The sequence below is a fragment of the Cellulomonas timonensis genome, assembly GCF_900046455.1.
Lineage (GTDB): Bacteria > Actinomycetota > Actinomycetes > Actinomycetales > Cellulomonadaceae > Cellulomonas_A > Cellulomonas_A timonensis.
The window spans coordinates 642,296-663,677 of sequence record NZ_FCOT01000012.1; the positions used below are offsets into that span (position 1 = coordinate 642,296).

Below are 21,382 nucleotides of genomic sequence, written 5' to 3' on the forward strand. Positions count from 1 at the left end.
AGGTGGTGGGACCGGTGGATCACTTGATCCCCGTCGTGGCGATGCCCTTGACGAGGTACTTCTGACCGAGAAGGAAGATGAGGAACAGCGGGATCAGCGACACGATCGACATGGCGAACATGGGTCCCCACGAGCTCTCGCTGGACGAGTCGATGAACGAGCGCAGCGCGATCGGCACCGTGTACATGTCCGGCTTGGTGAGGAAGATGAGCTGGTGGAAGAAGTCGTTCCACGTCCAGATGAACGTGAAGATCGCCGTGGTGGCCAGCGCGGGCACGGACAGCGGGAGCATCACCTGCAGGAAGATCCGCACGTGTCCGGCGCCGTCGATGCGGGCGGCCTCGTCGAGCTCACGTGGCAGGCCCCGGAAGAACTGGACCATGAGGAAGACGAAGAACGCGTCGGTGGCCAGCAGCTTCGGCACGATCAACGGCAGGAACGTGTTCACCCAGCCGAGCTGGGAGAACAGGATGTACTGCGGCACGATCACCACGTGGATCGGCAGCATGATCGACATGAGCATGATGGCGAACCAGATCTTGCGGCCCTTGAAGTTGAGCCGGGCGAACGCGTAGGCGGCCATCGAGCAGGACACGAGGTTGCCGAGCAGCGCTCCGAGCACCAGCACCGCCGAGTTCAGCAGGTAGTGGCTGAACGGGTGCGCCAGGGCGTTCCACCCGACGGTGTAGTTGCTCATGTCGATCTCGGAGGGCAACAGCGACGGGTCGCGGAAGATCAGCGCGCTGGGCTTGAGGGAGCTCGCGAGCATCCACAGCAGCGGGTAGATCATGATCAGCCCGAAGGCGATCAGCAGCGCGTGCTTGAGCACGACGCGCAGCCGGGCGCGGGCGCTGGGGCGGCGCGGGGCGAGCGGCGGACGGGTCCTGGTGGGCTCGCCGGCGGCTCGGGTCGGGAGGCTGGTCGCGGTGTCAGTCATCGTAGAAGACCCAGTACTTGGAGACGACGAAGTTGATGGCGGTCAGTCCGGCGACGATGGCGAGCAGGAGCCAGGCCATCGCGGAGGCGTAGCCCATATCGAGTGCCCCGAAGCCCTTCTGGTAGAGGTAGAGCGTGTAGAAGAGCGTCGAGTCGACGGGCCCTCCGCTGCCGCCGCTGACGACGAACGCCTGGGTGAACGACTGGAAGGCGTGGATGACCTGGAGCACCAGGTTGAAGAAGACGATGGGCGTCAGCAGCGGGAGCGTGATGGCCATGAACTGGCGCACCTTGCCGGCCCCGTCGATCTGGGCGGCCTCGTAGTACATCTCCGGGATCTGGCGGAGCCCGGCGAGGAAGATCACCATCGGGGCCCCGAAGGTCCACACGTTGAGGATCACCAGCGTGCCGAGCGCGGTGTCGGGGTGGGAGACCCAGCCCTTGCCCTCGACGCCGAACACCTCCAGGAACTGGTTGACCAGGCCCTGCGTGCCGAAGACCTGCCGCCACAGCAGCGCGATGGCCACCGAGCCGCCGAGCAGCGACGGCAGGTAGAACACGGACCGGTAGAACGCCAGCCCGCGGACGCCGCGGTCGAGGAATAGCGCGAGCGCCAGCGCCAGCGCGAGCTGGAGCGGGATCGAGACGAAGACGTAGGTGAACGTCACCCGCAGCGACTGGTGCAGCCGCGCGTCGTCGATCATGCGCTCGTAGTTCTCGAGGCCGATCCACGTGGGCGGCTGCAGCAGGTTGTAGTCGGTGAACGACAGGAACAGCGAGGCGAGGATCGGCCCCACGGTGATGAGCAGCAGGCCGACGAACCACGGCCCGAGGAACAGGAGCGCGGCCTTGTTGTCACCCCGCTCCGAGGGGGCGACGGACTTGCTGGCGCTGCCCCGGAGCTTGCGGAGCTCGGCGATGCCGGCCATGTGTCACCGCCCCTGTGGGGGACGGACGGCGGGGGCCGTCGGATGGTGCTGGACGAGGGTCATGCGCACTCCCGGTGGATCTTCATTGATGCCCGAGCAACTGCTGCTGGAAAGCGCTCTCCGCTTTGTGTAGTAGTTTGGTACCAGTCGCCCAGATGTGATGTCAACCACACCCGCGCAGACCGGCTAGCGCCGGCGTCACCGTGAGACGGAGCCACCGTGCCGAAGCCGCCCGGAACGACCCGGTCGCTGGACCGCGAACATCCCCTCCCACCAGGCCAAATACCCGCACAGGCTGCCACGAAACCCCCCACGGTCGCACTGGTGGGTGCGCATGGCCACGGAACATCACATCTTGGTCACACCCGCTCGCTGGAGGAGCAAGGGGTCCTGCGGCTCGTCGCCGTCGTGGACCCCCGGCCCCTGGTCGACGGCGGCCTGCCGGCGCCCGACCAGCCGCCCGGCGTCCGGCTCGCGATGTCCGATCCCGAGAAACCGATCCCCTGGTTCCCCGACCTGGACGCCCTGCTCGCCGTCGAGCAGCCCGACGTCGTCATCCTCTGCACCCCCATCGACACGCACGCGGACCTCGCCGAGCGCGCCCTCCGCGCTGGCTGCGACGTGCTGCTCGAGAAGCCGCCCACCGCGACCCTCGCCGAGCTCGTGCGCCTCGTCGGCATCGCGCGGGACCTCGGCCGCGCCGTCCAGGTCGGGTTCCAGACCTACGGCTCCCATGCGCTCGACGTCGTGCGCCAGATCGTGGCCGACGGCGAGATCGGCGACGTGCGCGGCATCGGCGCCGTGGGCGCCTGGGTGCGCTCCGAGGACTACTGGGCCCGCGCGCCCTGGGCCGGCCGACGCACGCTCGCGGGCCGGCCCGTGGTGGACGGGGTCACCACCAACCCGCTCGCCCACGCCGTCGCGACGGCGCTGCTGCTCGCCGACGCGCGCACCGTCGACGACGTCGCGGAGGTCGAGCTCGACCTGTCCCGCGCGAACGACATCGAGGCCGACGACACCAGCAGCGTGCGCGTCACCACCCGCGACGGACTGCGGGTGGCCCTGGGCCTGACCCTCTGCGCCAGCGTCCATTCCGCGCCCCGAATCGTGGTGCACGGCAGCGCCGGCCACGTCGTCCTGCACTACACGCGCGACGAGGTCGAGGTCGAGGTCGCGGGCCGCCGTGGCGCCCGCACCGTCGCCTGCGGGCGCACCGACCTGCTGGAGAACCTGCTCGCGCACCGCGCCGACCCCCAGACGCCGCTGCTCGCGCCGCTGTCCTCGACAGGCGCGTTCATGCGCGTGCTCGAGGCCGTCCGCAACGCCCCGGCGCCACGCCAGATCGCCGCGGCGCACATCGACCGGGTGCACGACGCGCAAGGGCCCCGCCTCGTGGTCCGCGACGTGGAGCTCTGGTGCGAGCGCGTCGCGCAGGAACTGCGCACCTTCGAGGAGCTCGAGGCCCCCTGGACGGTGCGCGCATGAGCACGTCGCCAGTGGTGAAGGCCCCGCCCTGGGAGCCTCGCCCGCACTGGGGCCCGTCCACCCCGCTCGCCGAGTTGACGCTCGACGGGACGACGGTGGCCGTCTGCACGGACGGCGCCGGCGCCCCGGGCTTCGACTCGCCGCGCCCCCACCTGCACCCGGTGCGCACCCTGGCGGGCGTGGTCGTCACCGCCGCCGCCCCGGCCGATCACACCTGGCATGTGGGCCTCGGCCTCGGGGTGCAGGACGTCGACGGGCACAACCTGTGGGGCGGGCGGACGTACCTGCCCGGCGCCGGGTACACCTGGCGCCGGGACCACGGGCGGATCCGGCACGACGGGTGGGCCGAACAAGCACCCGACGCACTGACACAGCACCTGACCTGGCTCTCCGCCGACGCCGAGCCGCTGCTCACCGAGACGCGCGAACTGCGCTGGGCGCGCGCCAGCGGTCAGGCCTGGCGGCTCGACCTGGCCACCACCCTCGTCGCCGCCCGCCCGGTGCGGCTCGGCAGCCCGGGGGCGCATGGGCGCGGCGGCGGCGGCTACGGCGGGCTGTTCTGGCGGCTGCCCGCCTGCGAGGACGTGGACGTGCGCACGCCGTCAGCCCGTGGCGAGGACCTGGTGCACGGCTCCGTGCCCGCCGACGGCGCGCGGTGGCTGGCCTGGTCGGCGCGCGCTGCCTCCCCCACCCCACCCGCCGGCACTCCGGGCACGGGTGAGTTCACTGTGGCGATCACGCCATCCGACGAGTCCACCGCACGCGACCCGTGGTTCGTGCGCGTGTCCGGCTACCCGGGGATCGGCTCCGCACTGGCCTGGCAGCGAGCCGTGACCGTGCGGCCGGGCGCCGGGCTGCGACGATCGTTCCGCTGCCTGGTCGCCGACGGCCGCACCCCCGATGCCGAGGTCGGCCGCCTGCTGGCCGCGCCTGTCCTGAGTTCCCCTGCCACCCCGGAGACCGGTCCATGACGACCCTCACCCCCGCGCTCCACGACAGCGCGATCCTGCTGCGCACCGGCGACGACGTGGTCGTGACCACGCGCGACCTGCAGTCCGGCACCACCCTGCTGCACGACGGCGAGCCGCTGACCCTCGCGCAGAGCGTGCCGCGCGGCCACAAGCTCGCGGTGCGCGCGGTGCCCATCGGCGGGCAAGTGCACAAGTACGGCCAGTCCATCGGGCGCGCGACGCGCGACATCGCCGTGGGCGAGCACGTGCACACCCACAACCTCGGCATGGACGACGCCGCGCGGGACTACGAGTTCGGCACCGCCCGCGTGCGGCCCCCGGCGCCCACCGGCCCCCCGCGCACCTTCCAGGGGTACCGCCGCGGCGACGGGCGCTGGGGGACGCGCAACTACATCGGCATCCTCACCTCGGTGAACTGCTCGGCGTCCTCCGCGAAGCTCATCGCCGAGCAGTTCCGCGGCCCGGTGCTGGACGCCTTCCCCCATGTCGACGGCGTGATGGCCCTGACCCACCAGTCCGGCTGCGGGCTGGTGCCCGCCAGCGAGGGCGCGCAGATCATGCTGCGGACGCTGCGCGGCTACGCCGCCCACCCGAACTTCGCCGGGCTGCTGGTGCTCGGCCTCGGCTGCGAGATGCTGCCCGCGCAGTCGCTCCTGGACGGCCTCGACCTGCCCGACGACAAGCTGGTGCGCACCCTGGTCATCCAGGAGAGCGGCGGCATCCGCAAGACGGTGCGCGCGGGCGTCGAGGCCATCACCGAGATGCTGCCCGCCATCGACGCGCTGCGCCGCGAGCCGGCGCCCGTCTCCGAGCTGGTGCTCGGCATGAACTGCGGCGGCTCCGACGGGTACTCCGGCATCACCGCCAACCCCGCGCTCGGCCACGCCTCCGACCTGCTCGTGGCGCACGGCGGCACCACGATCCTCGCCGAGACGCCCGAGGTCTTCGGCGCCGAGCACCTGCTGACGCGGCGCGCGGTCTCTGAGGACGTCGGCCGGGCCCTGCTGCGGCGGATCGACTGGTGGCAGCAGTACGCGGCGCATGGCGGCGGGTCCCTCGACAACAACCCCTCCCCCGGCAACAAGGCCGGCGGCCTGACGACCATCCTGGAGAAGTCGCTGGGCGCCGTCGCCAAGGGCGGCTCAGCCGAGCTGGCGGCCGTCTACGAGTACGCCGAGCCCGTCACGGCCAAGGGCTTCACCTTCATGGACACCCCCGGCTACGACCCGGTGTCCGTGACCGGCATCGTCGCGGGCGGCTCCACGGTGGTCGTGTTCACCACCGGGCGCGGCTCCGTGCTCGGCTGCAAGCCGACCCCGTCCATCAAGGTCTCCACGAACACCGACATGTACCTGCGCATGGCCGAGGACATCGACCTCAACGCCGGGCGCATCGTGGACGGGGTCGCGACCATCGAGCAGGTCGGCGAGGAGATCTTCGAGAAGGTCATCGCGGTGGCCTCGGGTGAGCAGACCGTCTCCGAGGAGCTCGACCTGGGCCAGGACGAGTTCATCCCGTGGCAGCTCGGCACCGTGACGTGACCGATGCCGCGACCTGAGCGTCAGCGGAAGTACGCGCCCCCGTTGACGTCCAGCACCGCGCCGGAGACGAACCCGGCGCCCTCGGAGGCCAGGTAGACGACAGCCGCCGCGACGTCCTCGGGCGTGCCCGCGCGCTTGAGCGGGGTGCCCTCGATCGCCGCCTGCTGCGCGGGCTGCGGTGTGTGCATCGCGTGGAACGGGGTGCCGCCGATGAAGCCGGGCGCCACGGAGTTCACGGTGATGCCACGCGGGCCCAGCTCGCGGGCGACAGCCCGGGTGAAGCCGTCGAGCGCCGCCTTGGCCGTGGCGTACGCGACGGCCCCGGTGCCGCCGCCGTTCTGGCCGGCGAGCGAGCTGATGGTGATGATGCGGCCGCCGTCGGGCATCAGCGGCAGCACGGCGCGGGTGGCGTAGAAGACGCTCGACACGTTGAGGTCGAGCACCTGGTGCCAGTGCTGGTCGTCCATCCCGGTGACGAGCTGGCGCCCGCCCAGGCCGCCCGCGTTGTTGACCAGGATGTCGATGCCGCCGCCCAGCGCGTCGGCGGCCTGCACCACGACGCGGTCCACGTCCCAGCTGTGCCGGGCGTCGAGCTGGAACGCGACTGCCTTGCGGCCCAGGGCCTCGATCTCCTCGACCACCTCGGCGGGGTCGTGGGTCAGATGCGTGAAGGCGACGTCGGCGCCCGCGCGAGCGAGCGCGAGCGCTGTGGCGCGGCCGATGCCGGTCGCGGCGCCGGTGACGAGCGCGCGCCGACCCTCGAGGTTGTCCATGACCACTCCCTGCTTGTCCGGCGCGCCACAGTGCGCGGCGCGTCCCGGGAACCTGGCGCGACGCTAGTTCACCTCTGGGCGCGGGTCTACACCCACAGGGCGAGGCTCACCCGGGAGCCCCAACGGCCGAGGGCCATCCGGTGGTCACGGAAGGGTGAGGCCTGCGGGCAGCAGCGCGGGCAGCACCTCGCGCATCCGGGTGTGCAGCCGGGTGATGCGCTCCGTCGTCATGCGCTCGGCGGGGGCGGTGATGCTCACCGCGGCGATGGCGCTGCCCGAGCGGAGCAGCGGCACGGCGACACAGCTGATCCCGGGCTCGTTCTCCTCGCGCTCGGTGGCGTAGCCACGCGCCCGGGCGGCCTCGATCGCCTCCCAGGCGGTCTCCACCGCCTGGGCCTCCGCGGCGGCCGTCGGGGCTGCCCCGGGCCCCCGTCCAGGCGCGGCGTCGTCGTCTGCGCGCACGTACCCGACGAGGGCGGAGCGGTCCGTGCCCCGGTAGGCCAGCAGCGCCCGGCCCAGGGCGGTGCGCACCGCGGGGCTGCGGCGCCCGACGGCGGACCAGACGCGCACGGGCCGCTCGGGCTCCACCTTGTCGAGGTAGACGACGTGCGAGCCGCTGAGCACGCCCAGGTGGACCAGCTCGTCGACGGCGCCGCTCAGCGCCACGAGGGCGGGGTTCAGCATCAGGGGCAGGTTCTCGTCGCTGAGGAAGTCGTCGGCGAGGAGGGTCGCGGACGGGCCGAGCACGTAGTGGCCGGTGGCCGCGTCCTGCACCGCGAACCCGCGGAAGCGCAGGGCCTGCAGCGCGCGGTGCACTGTGGTCTTGTGCAGCCCCAGGGAGGCGGCGAGGTCCGCGAGCGTCAGCCCGCGCCCCCCGGCACGCGCGAGCGCCTGGAGCACGAGCAGCGCGCGGTCCACCGACTCGACCGGCGAGGCGGTCGGGCTGTCGGTCATCGGGGACATCGGGGGGTCGGCATGCGCACAGAGTAGGCGTGGGCGCTGACGTCAGGCCCGGGTATTCCGCGGGTGGGTGAGGGCGGCGGGGTTGAGGGGGTGCGCCGGGCGCCGGCCGTGCGCCACGTCGATGACCGCGTCGGTGGCGCTGCGGGCGACGGCGCTGACGAAGTCGTCCGTCCAGCACAGCGCGTGGGGGGTGACGATCACGTTGTCCAGGGCCAGGAGGGGCTCGTCGGGCGCGGGCGGCTCGGGGTCGAGCACGTCGAGCCCGGCGCCGGCGAGGCGGCCCTCGCGGAGGGCGTCCGTCAGGGCGACCTGGTCGACGAGGCCGCCGCGCCCCACGTTCACGAGGTGGGCGGTGGGGCGCATCCTGCGCAGGAACGCGTCGTCCACGAGATGGCGGGACGACGGGGTCAGCGCCGCGGTGAGCACGACGTAGTCACTCTCGGCGGCGAGGCGCTCCACGGGCACGCACTCCACGCCGGCGGCGGAGGCGCGCTCCCGGGCCGAGGGCCGGTCGAGCGTGAGCACGTGGACCCCGAGCGGCTGCAGCAGCGCCGCCAGCTCGGCGCCGACGCTGCCGAACCCGATGATGCCGACGGTGCGGCCGGCGATGCCGAGGCCGCGGTGGTCGCCGCGCGCCGACCAGCGGCCCTCGGTGGCGGCGCGGTGGTTCTCGAGCAGCCGGTGGCCCAGGGCGAGCACGAGCGTGAGCGCGGCGAGGGCGAGCGGCCGGCGGACGCCGTCGGGCGCGTTGGTGACGAGCACGCCCTCGGCGGCGAGGCCGTCCAAGTCGATGCCGTCGTACCCGGCGCCGAATCGGGCGACGTGGCGCAGCCGGGGCGCCGCGGCCACGGCCTCGCGGGTGAAGTGCAGGTGCCCGAAGGAGAGCACCGCGTCGTAGGGCTCGAGGCCGCTGGCGACGTGGCCGGACTGGGCGGGCATGACCTCCCAGCGCAGTCCCGCGTCGGTGAGCCGGTCGAGGCCGACGTCGCCGAAGAACACGGACCCATCGGCCCGCAGGACGTCGGGGGTGAGGCCGACGAGGTACTCGGTGGTCACGCATCGCTCCTTGGAGTCATCTGATCTGTATCGCCTAACCGACAGGCAATCCCGCTGCCAGCCGGGTCAATCACGAGGGCTTCCCGATAATTCATCTGATGAATGCTAGCCTGGGCGGAGCCGTTCCCCTCACCCCACGGAGCCCCGCATGAAGATCACCAGCGTCGAGATCGAGGACGTCCGGTTCCCGACCTCGCTCACCGCCGACGGCTCGGACGCCATGAACAAGGACGGCGACTACTCCGCCGCCTACGTCGTGCTGCGCACCGACGGCACAGCCCCCGACGGCACGCCGCTCGCCGGCTTCGGCCTGACGTTCACCACCGGCCGGGGCAACGACATCGTCGGCGTGGCCGCGCGCCAGCAGGCCGCCCTGCTCGTGGGCCGCGACGTCGCCGAGATGGCCGCCGACATGGGCCAGGTCTACCGCGACCTCACCGCCGACGCGCAGATCCGCTGGCTCGGGCCGGAGAAGGGCGTGGTGCACCTGTCCCTGTCCGCCGTCATGAACGCCGCCTGGGACCTCGTGGCGAGACTCGCCGACAAGCCCGTGTGGCGCCTGCTCGCCGACATGACGCCCGAGCAGCTCGTCGACGTCGCCGACCTGCGCTACCTGTCCGACGCGCTCACCCGCGACGAGGCCATCGCGCTGCTGCGCGCCAAGGAGGACGGCAAGGCGGCCCGCATCGCCGAGCTCGAGGCCACCGGCTACCCCTGCTACACCACGTCCGCGGGCTGGCTCGGCTACAGCGACGAGAAACTGCGCCGCCTGTGCCAGGAGGCCATCGACGAGGGCTACCAGCACATCAAGCTCAAGGTCGGCACGAGCCTCGAGGAGGACATCCGCCGCTGCGCCATCGCGCGCGAGGTCATCGGCCCCGACCGCACGCTCATGATCGACGCCAACCAGGTGTGGGACGTCGACCAGGCCATCGAGTGGACCAACGCGCTCGCCCAGTTCAACCTGCTCTGGATCGAGGAGCCCACCAGCCCCGACGACGTGCTGGGCCACGCGGCCATCAAGCGCGGCGTCGAGCCCGTGGGGGTCGCCACCGGCGAGCACTGCCACAACCGGGTCATGTTCAAGCAGTTCATGCAGGCCGGGGCGATGGACTTCTGCCAGCTCGACGCAGGCCGCCTGGCGAGCCTCAACGAGATCGTGGCGGTGCTGCTGCTCGCCGCGAAGTTCGACGTGCCGGTGTGCCCGCATGCGGGCGGCGTGGGGCTGTGCGAGATGGTGCAGCACGTCTCGGCGCTGGACTTCGTGGCCGTGTCCGGCACCCGCGAGGGCCGCGTCACCGAGTTCGTCGACCACCTGCACGAGCACTTCACCGACCCCTGCATCGTGCGCGACGCCGCGTACGTGCTGCCCAGCCTGCCCGGGTACTCCACCGAGATGCACGCCGCGTCGGTGGCCGAGTTCCGGTTCCCGGACGGGTCCTACTGGGCTGGCCGCCTCGCCGACGAGGCCGCCGCCGCCGTGTGAGCCTGAGCCCGCGTGGGCGTCACTGACGCCCACGCGGGCCGTGCTCATCGCGCCATCCACCCGCCGTCGACGGCGAGCACCTGGCCGTGCACGTAGGCCGAGGCCTGCGACGCGAGGAACACCACGACATTGCCGATGTCCTCGGGCTGGCCCCAGCGCCCGGCCGGGATGCGCACCGAGAGCTGCTCGAGGCGCACCGGGTCGGCCAGCAGCGCGGTGTTCATCTCCGTGGCCATGTAACCCGGCGCCACCGCGTTGACGTTGACGCCCTTGCCCGACCACTCGTTGCACAGCGCCTTGGTGAGCTGCGCGACGGCGCCCTTGCTCGCGGCGTACGCGGGCACGGTGAGGCCGCCCTGGAAGCTCAGCAGGGACGCGAGGTTGACGATCTTCCCCTCGCCGCGCTCGAGCATGGGCCGCCCGAAGATCTGGCAGAGCTGGAACACCGAGCGCAGGTTCACGTCGATGACGCGGTCCCAGGCGTCGAGCGGGAAGTCGACCGCCGGGTGGCGGTCCTGCGTGCCGGCGTTGTTGACCAGCACGTCCACCCGGTGCTCGGCGAGCACCTGGGCGCCCACCTCGGCGATCTGGTCCGTGTCGGCCAGGTCGAGCGCGTAGAACGAGACGGTGCGGCCCAGCTCGCCGGCCAGCGCCGAGAGCTCGTCCGGGATGCCGCTGCGGCCGAAGACGATGACATCGGCGCCAGCCTCCAGCAGGGCCTGGGAGATGCCGAGGCCGAGGCCACGCCCTCCCCCGGTCACCGCTGCCGTCTTGCCAGTGAGATCGAAGGCGTTGCTCATGCGTCTGCCGCTCCGTCCAGGGGGGTGAGGAGGACCTTGAGGCAGTCCTGCCCCGAGGTGGCGGCGTCGAAGGCCGCGCTGACGTCCTCGAGCGAGAACGCCTTGGTCGGGAAGCGGTCGAGGCCCAGGTCGCCCGAGGCGATGAGCTCGATGGCGCGCGTGACGTCGGCCGACGTGTACACGCGCACCCCGACCACTGACTGCTCCTTGAAGCAGATGTCGCGCAGATCGATCGGCGTGGGCTGCTTGTAGACGCCCACCACCACGATGCGGCCCAGCACCCGCGTGATCGCTGTCAGCTCGGCGGCGACGCTCGGGTGCGCGGCGCTGTCGAACGTGGTGTCGGCGCCCTCGCCGTCGGTCAGCGGCGCCAGCACCTCGGCCATCGTCGAGCCCTCGGGCACGACGATGAAGCCCAGGCCCTCGGCGACCTCGCGGCGCCAGGCGCTCGGCTCGGTGATGACGACGTGGCCGGCGCCCTCGTGGCGGGCGACCAGCGCGGTGAGGATGCCGATGGGCCCGGCGCCGTACACCGCGACCGTGTCGCCCTTCTCCATGCCGGACAGCGCCACCGCGTGCACCGCGACGGCGAGCGGCTCGGCGAGCGCGGCCGTGCGCGGGTCGACGCCCTCGGGCACCGGGTGCAGCACCTCGGGCGGGAGCGCCACGTACTGCGCCATGCCGCCCGCGGTGTCGATGCCATACAGGCCGAGGCGGCGGCACACGTGCGCGTGGCCGTCGCGGCATGCCTTGCACTCGCCGCAGCTGATGAGCGGCTCGGCGATCACGAGCGTGCCCTCGGCGGGGCCGCTCGCGCCCGCGCGCTCGACCCAGCCCGAGAGCTCGTGGCCCATCACCAGCGGCGCCTGGGCGCGCGGGTGCTTGCCGTGCAGGATCGACAGGTCGGTGCCGCAGATGCCGTTGTACGCGACCTTGACCAGGGCCCACCCCTCGGGGACCTCCGGCATCGCGATGCTGGTGACGGCGACCTCATCCGTGGCGGTCCAGACGGCCGCCTTCATGCTGCTCACGTCATGCTCCTGTCGTGCGGGTGGTGGCGGGCGGGCACGTGCTGTTCCGTCCGGGGGCCCCGAGGACCTCGGGGTTGACGATGTTGCGCGGCGCCCGGTCGGCGCAGACCTCGACGACGTTCTCGACGGTGCGCTGCTTCAACTCGTCGTACGACTCCTCCGTGTACCAGGCGAGGTGCGGGGTGAGCACGACGTTGTCGAAGCCGGTGAGCGGGTCGTCGGCGGGGATCGGCTCGGTCACGTGCACGTCGATGCCCGCGCCCCGGATCCGGCCGGCGGTCAGCACGTCGACCAGCGCGTCCGCGTCGATCACGCCACCGCGCGCCGTGTTCACCACGATCGCGTCCTCGCGCAGCAGCGCGAGCTCGGCGGCGCCGATCATGCCGCGCGTGCTCTCGGTCAGCGGCACATGCACGGAGACCACCTGCGAGCGCTCGAGCAGCTCGGTGAGCGACACCGACGGGAAGCCGTGGAACGTCGCCGCGCCCGGCTCGGCCGCCACGTCGTAGCCGATGACCTCATACCCCAGGCCGGCGGCCTTGCGGGCCGTCGCGGTGCCGATCAGGCCCATGCCGACCACGCCGAACACCCGGTCGCGGGTCTGGAACAGCGGGCGGACCGCGACCAGGTCGAACGACCCGGCGCGCACACCGCGGTCGAGGCGCGGGATGCCCCGGGCCACGGCCAGCGCCATGCCGATCGCGTGGTCGGAGACCGCCTCGGTGCCGTAGTCCGGCACGTTGCACACGGCGATGCCGCGCTCAGTCGCCGCCGCGACGTCGACCGAGTCGACGCCCACGCCGTAGCGGCCGATGGCGCGCAGATCGGGCAGCGCGTCCATGACCTCGGCGGTGATGTTCGCGTACTGGACGAGGATGCCGTGGGCGCCTGCCGCGTTCGCGATCAGCTCGGCGGCGTCCTGGGACTGGGTGAGGACGAGATCGGCCCCGGCCGCGTCCACCACTGCCTGCTCGGCGGTGAACGTGTCGTGGTCGCACTCGGTGATGACGATGCGCACGGTGCTTCCTTGCTCTACGTGGGGTGAGGCTCTGGGCGGGGCGGGGCTCAGCGAGCCAGCCAGCCGCCGTCCACCGGGAGGATCGCGCCGTGCACGTAGCTCGCGGCGGGCGAGCACAGGAACAGCACCGCGCCCGCGATGTCCTCGGCCTGCGCCCACCGGCCCGCGGGGATGCGGCCGAGGATCGAGTCGCTGCGCGCGGCGTCCTGGCGCAGGTCGTGCGTGTTGGCGGTGGCGACGTAGCCGGGGGCGACGGCGTTCACGTTGACGCCCTTGTCGGCCCACTCGTTCGCGAGCGCCTTGGTCAGGCCGGCGACGGCCGACTTCGAGGCGGTGTACCCGGGCACGTTGATGCCGCCCTGGAACGAGAGCATCGACGCGGTGTTGACGATCTTGCCGCTGCCGCGCTCGATCATGCCGCGGCCGACCTCGCGCGAGAGCACGAACGTGGTGCGCATGTTCACGTCGATCACGTGGTCGAAGTCCTCGTCGGGGTGCACGGCGGCGGGCACCCGGCGGATCGTCCCGCCGTTGTTGACGAGGATGTCCACGTCGAGGTCGACCAGGCGCGCGGCCAGCTCGGCCACCTGCGCGCGGTCGGAGAAGTCGGAGCGGATCGGCGTGAACGCGCGACCGGCGCCCTCAACGGCGGCGCGGGCGTCGCTGTCGCCCTCCGGCATGTCGTAGCTCACGCCGATGACGTCCGCGCCGGCCTTCGCCAACGTCGTGGCGATGGCCAGGCCGATGCCCTGGCTCGCGCCGGTCACGACCGCGAGCTTCCCCTCGATGGTCAGCAGGGACGCGGCGAACTGGGCGGGGGTCTGGGCTGCGTTGCTCATATGTCTGCGCTCTCTCTGGGTCGTGCGGTGCACGGCGACACGCACGACTGCGTGGCGCCGGGGGTCAGGCCCGGGGTCGGTAGCCCAGGGCCGCGGAGATCCGGCCGGCGGTGGCCACGGCCTCGGGGGCCATGGCCTCGATCTGGTCGAGGGTGTGCTCGAGCGTGAGCGTCGAGATGCTCAGCCCGTACTTCACGGTGCCCGTGTGGTCACGGACGGGTGCGGCGACGCATGCGACCCCGGGGACGTTCTCCTCGCGGTCGAGCGCGTAGCCGACCTTGCGGACGTGCGCGAGCTCGGCGCGCAAGTCCTCAAGGGTCGTGAGGGTGTGCTCGGTGCGGCGGGGCAGGCCCGCCCGGGCCACGAACCGCGCCAGGGCGTCGTCGCTGTAGTCGCTCAGCACGACCTTGCCGATGCCCGAGGAGTGCATGGGGATGGCGTGCCCCACCCGCGAGGGCATCTTGTAGGGCTTGTCCGAGTCGGTGCGGATCAGGTAGATGATCTCGTCGCCGTTCGCGGCGCCCAGGTGGATGGTGCACTCCACCCGGTCCACGAGCTCGTCCACGAATGGCTGGCAGATCGCCGAGATGTCGATGCGCTGCAACGCCAGGCCGGCGAGCGACAGGATCTTCGGGCCGGGCAGGTACCCGCCGTCCGATCCTGTCGCCACGAAGCCCCGGTCGCCGAGCGTCGCGAGGATGCGGTGCACGGTGGCCTTCGCCAGCCCCGTCGCCTCCACCACATCCGTGAACCTGGCGTGCGCCATCGCCGCCTCCAGCACGAGCAGTGTCTTCTCGCTCGCGCTCAAGGCAGTGCCGTGCCCCGCGCCGGGGTTCTCGACCTCGTTGACCATGGGTGTCTGCCTGTCGTGTGGTGGTGATCGGTTCCGTCGACCGACGTCATGGCATGTCGTACCAGGTCGGGCTCAGGATCCGCGCGTGTTCAGCGCATCTCGGCGACGGGGAAGGTGTCCATGTCGTCAAATGACTGGTTCTCGCCGGCCATGGCCCACACGAAGCTGTAGCTCGCGGTGCCGACGCCGGAGTGCACCGACCAGCTCGGCGAGATGATCGCCTCGTGGTTGCCCACCACCAGGTGACGGGTCTCGGACGGCTCGCCGAGGAGGTGGATGACGCGCGCGTCCTCCGGCACGTCGAAGTAGAGGTACGCCTCCATGCGCCGGTCGTGGGTGTGCGCGGGCATGGTGTTCCACATGCTGCCCGGGTGCAGCGTCGTGACGCCCATGACCACCTGGCAGCTGCGCACGCCGTTCTCGTGGATGTACTGGTTGAGCGTGCGGCGGTTCGAGGTCAGCGGGTCGCCCAGCTCGCGCACGTTGCCCTTGCCGGCCTCGACCAGCGTGGTCGGGTACGCGGTGTGCGCGGGAGCGGACACGGCGTAGAACCGCGCCGGGCCCCGCTCGCCGTCGACGTCGGTGGAGGCGAACACCACGTCCTGGGCGCCGCGGCCGATGTACAGGCAGGAGCCGTGGGCCAGGGTGTGCACCGTGCCGTCCACGGTGACGGTGCCCGCCCCGCCCACGTTGACGATGCCGGCCTCGCGGTGCTCGAAGAAGTAGTCGCTGCGGATCTCGGGGAAGGTCGGCAGCACGACAGTCGTGGTCACCGGCAGCGCGCCGACGAGCACGACGCGGTCGTGGTGCGTGTAGACGGCGTTGACCTCGTCGGCGACGAACAGGTCCTGGACGAGGTACCGGCGCCGCAGCTCGGCGGTGTCCATGCCCGGGATGTGCTCCGGGCTGGTGGCGTAGCGCTGTTCCATGACGTGCCTTTCCGTGCGTGGCCCCGTGCGGGACGGGTGGGCCGCTCGCTCACGCGGAGGCGGTGCGCAGCAGGCCCTATATATAAGGAGAGAAGTCGGGGTGCCGGACGGGGCACAGGGGACGTGCCCCGCCCGGCGGAGCCTCCACCTACGGCATCACCAATCCGAGGGTGGTCGGCAGCCACATCGACAGCGCAGGCGTGAAGATCACGACGATGAGCATCACGACGAGCGCGCCGAAGAACGGCAGCAGGCGGCGGATGACGTCCTCGATGGCCAGGTTCGCGACCTTGGCCCCCACGAACAGCACGGGTCCCACCGGTGGGGTGATCGTGCCGATGCACAGGTTGAAGACCATCATGATGCCGAAGTGCACCGGGTGGATCCCGAAGCTCGTGACGATCGGCAGGAAGATCGGCGTGAAGATCAGCACCGCCGGCGTCGGGTCCATGAAGCAGCCGATGATGAGCAGCACGACCGCGATCAGCAGGAGCAGGATCACGGGGTTGTCGCTGACCTTGAACATCGCCTCGGACACCAGCGCCGGGATCTTGGCGTAGGACATCACGAAGCCCATGACCGACGAGACGCCGACCAGGAACATGACCACGGCCGTGGTGCGCGTCGCGTCCATGAAGATGGCCGGGAGCTGCTTGACCTTGATCGCCCGGTAGATGAACGACAGGGCCAGCGAGTAGACGACCGCGATGCAGGAGCCCTCGGTCGGCGTGAAGTAGCCGGCCAGGATGCCGCCGATCACCACGACGATGAGCGCCAGCGACGGCACGGCGTCGAGGATGATCTTGGCGCCCTGCCCGAACGTGATCTTGTCCGTGAACTTGAGCTCAGGACGCTTGCGGGCGTACAGGTAGACGACGACCATGCAGGTCAGCGCCCAGAGGATGCCGGGGACGTACCCGGCGACGAACAGCGCGGCGATCGACGTGCTCGACACGAGCGAGTAGACGATCATCAGGTTGCTCGGGGGGATGAGCATGCCGGCCGGCGCCGAGGCGATGTTCGTGGCCGCGGCGAAGTTCTTGTCGTAGCCCTCCTTCGCCTGCAGCGGTCCCATGGTGGAGCCGACGGCCGCGGCGGCCGCGACTGCCGATCCGGAGACCGCGCCGAACAGCGCGTTGGCCGCAATGTTCGACTGCGCGAGCGAGCCCGGGGCCTTGCCGACCATCACCTTGGCGGCGTTGATGAGCCGTAGGGCGATGCCGCCGTTATTCATGATGACGCCGGCGAGGACGAAGAACGGGATGGCGAGCAGGGGGAACGAGTTGATCCCCCGGAAGATCTGCTGGGCGGAGGTGAGGACGCCATTCTCAAAGCCGAGGATGACGATCATCGCCACGGCGGACGAGCCGCCGACGGCCACGCTGATCGGGGTGCCGATCAGGAGGAGCACGACAATGCCTACGACGAGGACAAGGCCTGCGATTGCTGCGGGATCCATGTGTGTCGTCCCTCCTTTACAGAAGCTCGGGCTCGGCGTCCTCGTCGACTGCCTTCTCGGCGCCGGTGAGGATCCGGATCAGGTGGTACAGGGTGTAGAAGCAGATCAGCACCCCGGCGATCGGCAGGGCCAGGTACATCGGCCCCACGTTCACGGGCAGGCCCGTGAGGTTCTGCTCCCAGGCGAGCGACACCACGCGGTATCCGCCCCACACCAGCACCAGGCTGGAGAAGGCGAGGATCACGAGCTGCACCACGACGGTGAGCCAGAGCTGGACTGCCTGGGGAAGGCGGCGGACGGCGAAGTCCACGGCGATGTGCCCGCGCTCGCCGAAGACGAGCGCCGCCCCGAAGAGGCCCAACCAGATGAACAGGTACTTGGCCAGCTCCTCGGACCAGCCACTGGGGCTGTCGAGGATCTGCCGCGCGAAGACCTGCCACGAGACGTCGACGACGAGCACGGCGAACAGCGCCACGCACGTCCACGTCAGGATGCGGTCCAGCGCATTCTTGACTGCGGTCATGTCAGACCTCTTCGGGACGGGCGGCTCACTTGGCCGCGGCGCGGACCTTCGCGTGGATGTCGCGGACGACGTCGTTCGAGAGCTTCGACTCGATCAGCGGGGCGAGCGCGTCAGCGAACGCCTTGGAGTCGACCTCGTTGAACTTCGCGCCGGCGGCCTCGGCGGCGGCCATGGCCGTCTCGACGTCTGCCTTCCAGTACTTCGCCTCGGCGACGCGCGCCTCGGCCATCTCCTCGTTGAAGATCTCCTCGACCTCGGGGCCCATGGCCTCGAGCACCGCGGGGTTGGTGATGATGAAGTCGGGGAACATCAGGTGGCGCGTGTAGCTGTAGTACGGCGCGATCTCGGCGTGCTTGAGGTTCGCGTAGATGAGCTGGTTGTTCTCGCCGCCGTCGATGACCCCGGACTGGATGGCCGTGTAGACCTCGCCCTGGCCCATCGGGGTGCCGGTGCCGCCCATGAGGCGCATCATCTCGAGGTTCGTGTCCGACTCGATGACGCGGATCTTCATGCCCGCGAGGTCCTCGGGGGTGTTGATCGGCTTCTTGGAGTTGTAGACCGAGCGGATGCCGCCATGGAACGCGCTGACCACGCGGATGCCCTGGTCGTCGAGCGACTTGTACAAGTCACCAACGATCTCGGGGTCGTTCGTGACCTCGCTCTGGTGCTCCTGCGAGTCGAAGGCGAACGGCAGGTTGAACACCACGAAGTCGGAGTTGAAGTTCTCCAGCAGCGAGCCCGCGACGAAGGCCATGTCGATGGTGCCGGCCTGGACGAGCTCGATGGTCTCGCGCTGGGCGCCGAGGGTCTCGTTCGGGAAGATCTCGATGTCGTAGGCGCCGTCGGTGCGCTCCTTGAGCCGGTCGCCCATCTCGTCGAGAGCCTTGTACTGCGGGTGGTTCTCGGGCTGGTTGAACGCGAGCTTCAGCATCGTGGTCGCGGCCGCGCCGCCACCCGACGACGCGCTGGTCTCGCCACCGGCGGGCTTGTCGACCGTGCCCGTGCCCGCGCTGCACGCGGTCAGCGCGAGTGCGGCGACGCCGAGCGTCGCGGCGATCGAAACAACCTTGTTTCGCCTCATTCTGGGAACTCCTCTGTCGCGCTCACGACGACGTGAGCAGGTGGGGCGCACCGGGTTGGGGTGCTGCACGACTTCCGTGAGCTTGATGAGCGACCTCGGCGACACTGCCCGAGAGCCCTACTGGCCAAGTTCACGAAAATGGAACTAAGTTCTGACGTGCGGAACAAGTTAGCCACACGGTAGGCGTTTGGCCAGCGTGACGAAGGTCCCGGGACGACGATCGATACCAATTCGAGACTCCGGGGCGACCCTTGCTCGCGCGATGGAGCGCGACGACCACGGAGGAACCATGACGACCCACACCAGGCCCGGCACGCTGCTCGGCGCATACGCGATGGCCCCGAAGGACCCCGATCAGGCGCGCCGCTTCTACGCCGGCGTCGCCGAGCTCGGGGTCGCCGGGCTCGAGCTGCCCCTGCCCGCCGACGTGCCGCTCGACGCGCAGGCAGCGTGGGAGTCCGCGCACCTCGACCCGGCATGGGACCTGCTCGTCACCTGCATCCCCACTGTCATGGGCCGCCTCGGCACGCTCCCGGAGTACGGGCTCTCCTCGACGGACGAGACGGGCCGGATCCGCGCGCTCGCCGATGTCGCACAGGCCCGCGACCTGGCCCTGCGGCTCGCTGACCAGCACGGACGTCGCCGCGTCGTGGGCATCCAGGTGCACAGCGCCCCCGGCCCGCAGGCCGGCTCGCGCGAGGCGCTGACCCGGTCCCTCGCCGAGATCGCCTCGTGGGACCTCGCCGGAGCCGAGATCGTCATCGAGCACTGCGACGCGCGCATCCCCGGGCAGACGGCCGCCAAGGGCTTCTGGTCGATCGAGGACGAGATCGCCGCCGTGCATGCCGCCGCGGGGACCGGCGCCTCGATCGGCTTGAGCATCAACTGGGGCCGCTCCGCGATCGAGGGCCGATCCGCGCACACCCCCGTCGCGCACGCCCACGCCGCGCACGCCGCCGGCCTGCTGCGGGCCGTCGTCTTCTCCGGCGCCTCCGACGTCGAGACGGCGTGGGGCCCGGCCTGGGGCGACGCCCACATCGCGCCGCGCGGCCCGGCCGCCGCGCTCGAGCCCAGCGCCGCGTCGCTGCTCGGCGTCGAGGAGGTCGCGGCGACGCTCGCGGCCGGCGAGCCCGAGCTCGTCGCCGTCAAGGTCTCGGTGCGCCCCGCCGACGCCGACGTCGAGACCCGCCTCGCCGTGGCTCGCGCCGCCCTCGACCAGGTCGCCGAAGCCCAGGGAACGCCCGCAGGAGCCTGACCCGCGGGCGCGTCACGCGGGCGCGCCACGCGCGCGTCACGCGCCCGCCCGGGTACCACCGCGGCACCCCGCACCACCGGGATCACCAGGCCCCGGAGCAGTCAAACCCTGCCGTTAGGGTTCCCGCACCGACCGCCCCGCAACGACGTGGGGCGGTCGCCCAGACCGAGGGATGCACCATGTCGAACGCCAAGCCGACGATCTTCGGGCGGCTCACCCCAGGTGGCCGCCGGAACTTCGCCGACACCCTGCGCGCCGAGAACACCGGCGCGATCCTCCTGCTCGCCGGCACGGTCGTCGCGCTCGTGTGGGCGAACTCGCCCTGGCGCGAGGCGTACCTGTCGCTCGGCAGCATCGTGGTGGGGCCCAGCGCCCTGCACCTCGACCTGTCGATCGCCCAGTGGGCGACCGACGGGCTGCTCGCGATCTTCTTCTTCGTGGTCGGCGTCGAGCTCAAGCGCGAGATGGTCACCGGCCAGCTCCGCAGGCCGTCCACCGCCATCGTGCCGATCCTCGCCGCCGTGGGCGGCATGATCGTGCCCGCGCTGGTGTACACGCTGGTCAACTCGATGAGTGACGGCGGCAGCCTCGACGGCTGGGCCATCCCCGTCGCCACCGACATCGCCTTCGCCGTCGCGATCCTCACCATCTTCGGCAAGCGGCTGCCCACCGCGCTGCGGGCCTTCCTGCTCACGCTCGCGGTGGTCGACGACTTGCTCGGCATCATCGTCATCGGCGCGTTCTACACCGAGTCGCTCGCCTTCGCGTGGCTCGGCGCCTCCCTCGCGGCCATCGCGCTCTTCGCCGTGCTGGTCCGCCGGCGCGGCATGACCGCCTGGGTGCTCATCCCGCTCGGCGTCATCGCGTGGGGGTTCATGCACGCCTCCGGCATCCACGCCACCATCGCCGGTGTGCTGCTCGGCTTCATGGTGCCGGCGATCGCCCGCCACGGCGCCTCGATCAGCCTCGCCGAACGGTACGAGCACAAGTGGCGCCCCGTCTCGGCCGGGCTCGCCGTGCCCGTGTTCGCGCTGTTCGCGGCGGGAGTCACGCTCAGCCCTGACGCCCTCGCGAGCACCGCCGGGGACCCTGCCGCCCAGGGCGTTGCCCTCGGGCTCGTGGTCGGCAAGCCCATCGGCATCCTGCTGGCCACGTTCCTGCTGGTGAAGCTCACCAAGGCGAACCTCGACGCCAGCGTGCGCTGGCTCGACCTGGCCGCCGTCGCGTGCGTCGCGGGCATCGGGTTCACCGTCTCGCTGCTGATCGGCGAGCTGTCCTTCCCGGCGTCCTCGCCGCACAGCGAGCACGTGAAGGCCGCCGTGCTGATCGGCTCGGCCACATCCGCCGTGATCGGCGCCCTCCTGCTCACGTGGCGGACCCGGGTGGCCGCCAAGGCCGAGGTCACGGCCGAGGTCACGGCGGAGTTCACCGCGGACGCCTGACGCGTCACCGCT

General features: G+C 71.3%; 20 protein-coding genes. 6 read left to right on the top strand and 14 right to left on the bottom strand.

What is annotated here, in order from left to right:
- Positions 1–19: 19 nt before the first annotated feature.
- Positions 20–937, bottom strand: a complete 918-nt coding sequence (locus BN3788_RS11380) for a carbohydrate ABC transporter permease (RefSeq protein WP_066585936.1) — start codon at positions 935–937, stop codon at positions 20–22.
- The gene (locus tag BN3788_RS11385; RefSeq protein ID WP_066585941.1) at positions 930–1,865 is read right to left on the bottom strand and encodes a carbohydrate ABC transporter permease; all 936 of its coding nucleotides are present in this window, start codon (positions 1,863–1,865) and stop codon (positions 930–932) included. Before BN3788_RS11385 ends, BN3788_RS11380 begins: the two co-directional genes overlap by 8 nt.
- Positions 1,866–2,189: 324 nt before the next feature.
- Here BN3788_RS11385 and BN3788_RS19045 point away from each other — a divergent pair, with 324 nt between their 5' ends.
- The 3 genes from BN3788_RS19045 to BN3788_RS11400 are packed head-to-tail and all read left to right on the top strand — an operon-like array spanning position 2,190 to position 5,862.
- On the top strand, positions 2,190–3,350 hold the full coding sequence (locus tag BN3788_RS19045; protein WP_234346615.1) for a Gfo/Idh/MocA family protein: 1,161 nt from the start codon (positions 2,190–2,192) through the stop codon (positions 3,348–3,350).
- Complete coding sequence (locus tag BN3788_RS19050; protein WP_066585944.1) at positions 3,347–4,321, top strand: DUF6807 domain-containing protein; 975 nt, start codon at positions 3,347–3,349, stop codon at positions 4,319–4,321. The genes BN3788_RS19045 and BN3788_RS19050 overlap by 4 nt, the downstream gene beginning before the upstream one ends.
- Complete coding sequence (locus tag BN3788_RS11400) at positions 4,318–5,862, top strand: UxaA family hydrolase (RefSeq protein ID WP_066585947.1); 1,545 nt, start codon at positions 4,318–4,320, stop codon at positions 5,860–5,862. Before BN3788_RS19050 ends, BN3788_RS11400 begins: the two co-directional genes overlap by 4 nt.
- Positions 5,863–5,882: 20 nt before the next feature.
- On the opposite strand, the gene BN3788_RS11405 is transcribed toward BN3788_RS11400, so the two are convergent.
- The 3 genes from BN3788_RS11405 to BN3788_RS11415 form a co-directional block, all read right to left on the bottom strand.
- A complete protein-coding gene (locus BN3788_RS11405) occupies positions 5,883–6,635 on the bottom strand; it encodes an SDR family NAD(P)-dependent oxidoreductase (protein WP_066585951.1) in 753 nt (250 codons plus the stop codon).
- Between the two features lie 144 nt (positions 6,636–6,779).
- A complete protein-coding gene (locus BN3788_RS11410) occupies positions 6,780–7,589 on the bottom strand; it encodes an IclR family transcriptional regulator (protein WP_066585953.1) in 810 nt (269 codons plus the stop codon).
- 51 nt (positions 7,590–7,640) lie between these two features.
- Complete coding sequence (locus tag BN3788_RS11415) at positions 7,641–8,654, bottom strand: 2-hydroxyacid dehydrogenase (protein ID WP_066585956.1); 1,014 nt, start codon at positions 8,652–8,654, stop codon at positions 7,641–7,643.
- Between the two features lie 148 nt (positions 8,655–8,802).
- Here BN3788_RS11415 and BN3788_RS11420 point away from each other — a divergent pair, with 148 nt between their 5' ends.
- Complete coding sequence (locus tag BN3788_RS11420; RefSeq protein ID WP_066585959.1) at positions 8,803–10,140, top strand: L-fuconate dehydratase; 1,338 nt, start codon at positions 8,803–8,805, stop codon at positions 10,138–10,140.
- A 44-nt stretch (positions 10,141–10,184) separates the two neighbouring features.
- Here the strand turns inward: BN3788_RS11420 and BN3788_RS11425 are convergent, their stop codons facing one another.
- From BN3788_RS11425 to BN3788_RS11465, 9 genes are all read right to left on the bottom strand, one after another.
- Complete coding sequence (locus tag BN3788_RS11425) at positions 10,185–10,940, bottom strand: SDR family oxidoreductase (protein WP_066585962.1); 756 nt, start codon at positions 10,938–10,940, stop codon at positions 10,185–10,187.
- Entirely contained in the window at positions 10,937–11,962 is a 1,026-nt protein-coding gene (locus BN3788_RS11430) for a zinc-dependent alcohol dehydrogenase (protein ID WP_108723847.1), read from the bottom strand. Before BN3788_RS11430 ends, BN3788_RS11425 begins: the two co-directional genes overlap by 4 nt.
- 10 nt (positions 11,963–11,972) lie before the next feature.
- The gene (locus BN3788_RS11435; protein ID WP_066585968.1) at positions 11,973–12,989 is read right to left on the bottom strand and encodes a C-terminal binding protein; all 1,017 of its coding nucleotides are present in this window, start codon (positions 12,987–12,989) and stop codon (positions 11,973–11,975) included.
- 47 nt (positions 12,990–13,036) lie between these two features.
- Positions 13,037–13,828 (bottom strand): SDR family oxidoreductase, encoded by a 792-nt coding sequence (locus BN3788_RS11440; RefSeq protein ID WP_066585971.1) that lies wholly within the window; start codon positions 13,826–13,828, stop codon positions 13,037–13,039.
- Between the two features lie 64 nt (positions 13,829–13,892).
- Positions 13,893–14,681 (bottom strand): IclR family transcriptional regulator, encoded by a 789-nt coding sequence (locus BN3788_RS11445; protein WP_066585974.1) that lies wholly within the window; start codon positions 14,679–14,681, stop codon positions 13,893–13,895.
- Between the two features lie 89 nt (positions 14,682–14,770).
- Entirely contained in the window at positions 14,771–15,610 is an 840-nt protein-coding gene (gene kduI / locus BN3788_RS11450) for a 5-dehydro-4-deoxy-D-glucuronate isomerase (protein ID WP_066585977.1), read from the bottom strand.
- Between the two features lie 148 nt (positions 15,611–15,758).
- Positions 15,759–17,069: a TRAP transporter large permease gene (locus BN3788_RS11455; RefSeq protein ID WP_066585980.1), complete on the bottom strand. Its 1,311-nt coding sequence runs from the start codon at positions 17,067–17,069 to the stop codon at positions 15,759–15,761.
- 16 nt (positions 17,070–17,085) lie between these two features.
- Entirely contained in the window at positions 17,086–17,592 is a 507-nt protein-coding gene (locus BN3788_RS11460) for a TRAP transporter small permease (protein ID WP_066585983.1), read from the bottom strand.
- Between the two features lie 25 nt (positions 17,593–17,617).
- Positions 17,618–18,673: a TRAP transporter substrate-binding protein gene (locus BN3788_RS11465; RefSeq protein ID WP_066585990.1), complete on the bottom strand. Its 1,056-nt coding sequence runs from the start codon at positions 18,671–18,673 to the stop codon at positions 17,618–17,620.
- Positions 18,674–18,962: 289 nt separating this feature from the next.
- Here BN3788_RS11465 and BN3788_RS11470 point away from each other — a divergent pair, with 289 nt between their 5' ends.
- Together BN3788_RS11470 and nhaA are read left to right on the top strand one after the other, a co-directional pair.
- Positions 18,963–19,928, top strand: a complete 966-nt coding sequence (locus tag BN3788_RS11470) for a DUF4862 family protein (protein WP_199824767.1) — start codon at positions 18,963–18,965, stop codon at positions 19,926–19,928.
- A 179-nt stretch (positions 19,929–20,107) separates the two neighbouring features.
- A complete protein-coding gene (nhaA, locus tag BN3788_RS11475) occupies positions 20,108–21,370 on the top strand; it encodes a Na+/H+ antiporter NhaA (RefSeq protein WP_066585994.1) in 1,263 nt (420 codons plus the stop codon).
- Positions 21,371–21,382 lie beyond the last annotated feature (12 nt).